This is a genomic window from Thioclava kandeliae (assembly GCF_040297545.1).
Taxonomy (GTDB): Bacteria; Pseudomonadota; Alphaproteobacteria; order Rhodobacterales; family Rhodobacteraceae; genus Thioclava; species Thioclava kandeliae.
Genome location: NZ_JAYWLC010000059.1, coordinates 1 through 3,288, shown reverse-complemented (window position 1 = coordinate 3,288; position 3,288 = coordinate 1). Strand labels below are relative to the sequence as shown.

The window sequence follows — 3,288 nt, the reverse complement described above, 5'->3', positions numbered from 1 at the left end:
CGCTGATCAGATGCGTCCGAAACTGCCAAAGCTGGCGACCCTCATGGACGGCGCCGAGGAGGATGTGCTGGCCTACATGACCTTTCCCCAGCAGCATCGAACGAAGCTACACAGCACAAATCCGATTGAGCGCCTAAACGGCGAGATCAAGCGCCGTACGGACGTGGTCGGGATCTTTCCTAATGAGGCTTCGATCCGCCGCCTCGTTGGGGCCATCCTGATGGAGCAGACCGAGGAATGGACCGTCCAGCGCGGTCGATACATGACACTGGAAACGCTGGCGCCAATCTGCGATGATGTCGTGGTCAGCTTGCCTGCAGCGCAGCGCGACTGATCAGCTCGGCCCGCCAGTCAGCACGAGGCCCGCTATGAGCTACACCATCAGTTGGGACACGATCGAGAAGGTGCGTGGTGCAATGGTTAGCATCGGACGGGTTACCAACCCGGCTACCGGTCAGATACTGCCGCCTAGCGAGTATAACCGCGCGATGCTCGGTTATTATAACTGACGGTATTCGTGCAATTCACTCAGAAAGGCCGACAGTTGTCGGCCTTTTTTCGTTGATGGGTCAGCTATCATAAATCCATCTTCGATCTTTCTGCGGGCCTATTCATGATCTCGATACCTTATCGATTTGTCTCTGTCCGGTAGGCTTGGCCGCTCGGCTGCGCGTATGCAGTCGCGTGGCATCCGCCCCCTTAACGCGTCTTTCTACAGGAAGGATAAAGTTGGGCGGCACGGACTGCGCAGCGAACATACAGGAAGGGAAATGCCGCATAAAACGTAACGAAAACAGACACTAATTACTGTGCCGCCCGAAATCATTGATCTGTTATATAGGTTAATGGGAAGTTAACTTCGGAGTGTCTGGGTACCAGATTCAGATTGTACCTACGAGTTAAAAGCAGGAGTGATCCCAGAGCAACACTCGCCATATGCATGACATATTAAGCAGGGTCATTCGAATATTCCCGAGAACACGCAGCCGCTCGATTATGCTCCGGTGCAATGCATTCCGAGGAAAAAACCAGCTCCGGCCGCAAAGCACCAGACGACGTTTTTGCACTTGGACTTCTGCAACTTCATCTGCCGTGTGAAAAGGATCCCGAGCGAGATAGACGGTATAGCGATAAGCACCGCAGGAAAGATGACAAAGAACAAGGCGCTCACGATCAATGTGCCAGCATTAGTGGCGTAGAGCACCTGCGTCCCGACACTTGCCGATCCCGACAGTATCCCCATCATTGCGAACAGAGAGGGCAGTTTCAGGGCCTGATAGGCTAGCTTGATGTGTGGCAGATATCTATGCTGCATTTCTGATCTCGTTGCATTCTGCGCCCTCCTCAGGATGCTCTGGAAGAAACGATACGATGGGTAAAATATCTCGCGGCTGTTAGCATTAAATATAGCTGATCTGATTGTCCAACATTGCCGAGAACAACGGCTGTCACATCACGCCAAATATCTTTCAGCACTACAGATCAATATATCGCGCGACCCAATGCCGAAGATTATCTCCGAGTGATGCTATTACCTAAAAAACTGTGCCCGTTCAGTCATTTAGGGCATAATGGACAAACGAAAGGGGCGGAATAACCCGCCCCTAACTTAGAAGGGAGAAAAGCGATGACCTTAGACACAATCGCTTTCATCCTTCAGGTTATCGTGGCCGTTGCGGTGATCTGCAACGTTATTCACCACTGGTAATCTGAAGGGGCGGGGCTGGGTGCGACCGGCCCCGCATCTCCCTTCCTACATAACCCAATATCGGGCAGATTTCAAGAAATTCTGGATTGCGCCCGAAATCTGTCAGGCTTTCTCCACCTCTCAATCTGGCAGCGTATCTCCCAACAAGAAGCTCGTAATTTCTGGATCAATTCTAACCGGAAACGTGCTATGCTTACCTTTATCTCAACCAAGGAGGAACTAATGCTCGAAGATATCCGTTCTGAACCTGTTGCTGTGATGTCAATCGCCGTCTCGCTGATCACTTTGGCTTTCGTGGCGGCCGATTACCTGCATCACATGTGATTTCATCTTTTTCTCCCCCAAACTAAGGAGCCAGCTTGCTGGCTCCTTTTTTCTGGCCTGCCACATAGGGACCTATCCCCCTGCTGCCGCGCCGATTGTGTTTGATCCGTCCGACCAGATTGGCACCGCTCTCGTCGACGACGACGCGCTCTGGTACGCCATTCACCGCAATTGTATGTTTAAAAAATCGTCGGGCAGCGGCCAAGTCGCGCCGCTCTGACCGTATGAACCGAAGGTCCGCGAAGCGAAGTCGAGGGTTTGACCATTCCGGTCTACGGCACGTTAGAAGGTGGTCAAACGCCCCCTCACCTTGATGTGAGTCTTGTCCATTCGCCACGATTTAGCCGTCGCCCGCTTCCGTCTTTGCCCCCGCGCGGAGAACAGCGGCGCGTATTTCAACCCTCAGCGGTTTAACGTGGCGTGGTCGAGCGTGCCGCCTCTCACCGCGAGGATTTCTTTGAGATCCCGATAGGAGGCAGGGTAGCGCATGTAAAAAACACAGCGTGCAGGATGACTGTTTTCCGAAAATGTGCGCCTTTAAAATCGATTATGCCGCTCATTCCCTCGCAACCATTTGATGATACGAATATATCCGAGGGAACACAGTTTAGAAAAATTTATGACAGAGCCTAACCGGATGTGGGGGTTTTGGCCCAACTGATCTGCGCCAGATGCCAGCACCGAACGATACGAGCTGCGAGTTTTGCGGTCCGCATGCCTCCCGGACAATCCGGCCTTAGCCGCAGCCGCCCGCCGCGTTGGTCCAACTGCGGAACCGACCATTCCGGAGCAAAGGGAATGGACCATTGCACGGCAGCATCCTGCCCCAGAACCACTCCCGCCTGCGGGGCATTTAGGGTGACTCCGGCCCAGACGAGAGCCTCGGGGCCGGCCAGAACCTGCGTTGCAAGGCGAATTGCAGCCTGTCGATCCTTGATCATCTTCAGACGCGGAAAAGGGACATGTGGCACCAGTGCATTGACTATCCGTAAAGGCACCATAGTCTCCGAGGGGATTACGGGCGTAGATCGGCGTTGATGATGTAGTCGCCCCCCGACGGCCTCTCTGTGCCAAGGTGGGATCGCAACAATCCATTCTGGGAGGCGGTTATGTCGGAGATTACCACTGTGGGACTCGATCTGGCGAAGAATGTGTTCCAAGTACACGGCGCTGATGCTCGTGGTCAGGTCGTGCTTAGAAAGAAGCTGCGACGTGCGCAGGTGTTGGATTTCTTTGCAACGCTTCAGCCTTGCGCT

3 protein-coding genes and 2 pseudogenes are annotated in these 3,288 nt (G+C 53.7%); 3 read left to right on the top strand and 2 right to left on the bottom strand.

What is annotated here, in order from left to right; translation table 11 throughout:
- The coding region (locus VSX56_RS20430; protein ID WP_350938335.1) for a transposase at window positions 1-334 on the top strand (334 nt) is incomplete at its 5' end.
- Window positions 335-368: 34 nt separating this feature from the next.
- Window positions 369-509 (top strand): hypothetical protein, encoded by a 141-nt coding sequence (locus VSX56_RS20425; protein WP_350939359.1) that lies wholly within the window; start codon window positions 369-371, stop codon window positions 507-509.
- Between the two features lie 485 nt (window positions 510-994).
- Here VSX56_RS20425 and VSX56_RS20420 read toward each other — a convergent pair whose 3' ends face one another.
- Window positions 995-1,315, bottom strand: a complete 321-nt coding sequence (locus VSX56_RS20420; RefSeq protein WP_350939358.1) for a hypothetical protein — start codon at window positions 1,313-1,315, stop codon at window positions 995-997.
- Window positions 1,316-2,141: 826 nt separating this feature from the next.
- Window positions 2,142-2,583 (bottom strand): annotated as a pseudogene (locus VSX56_RS20415) (DDE-type integrase/transposase/recombinase); the annotation flags it as partial.
- Between the two features lie 558 nt (window positions 2,584-3,141).
- Here VSX56_RS20415 and VSX56_RS20410 point away from each other — a divergent pair.
- Window positions 3,142-3,288: pseudogene (locus VSX56_RS20410) on the top strand (IS110 family transposase); the annotation flags it as partial.

Bases quoted from the DNA above. Each gene is read 5' to 3' on its own strand.
- VSX56_RS20425 (WP_350939359.1), top strand. From the start codon at position 369: ATGAGCTACACCATCAGTTGGGACACGATCGAGAAGGTGCGTGGTGCA.
- VSX56_RS20420 (WP_350939358.1), bottom strand. From the start codon at position 1,315: ATGCAGCATAGATATCTGCCACACATCAAGCTAGCCTATCAGGCCCTG.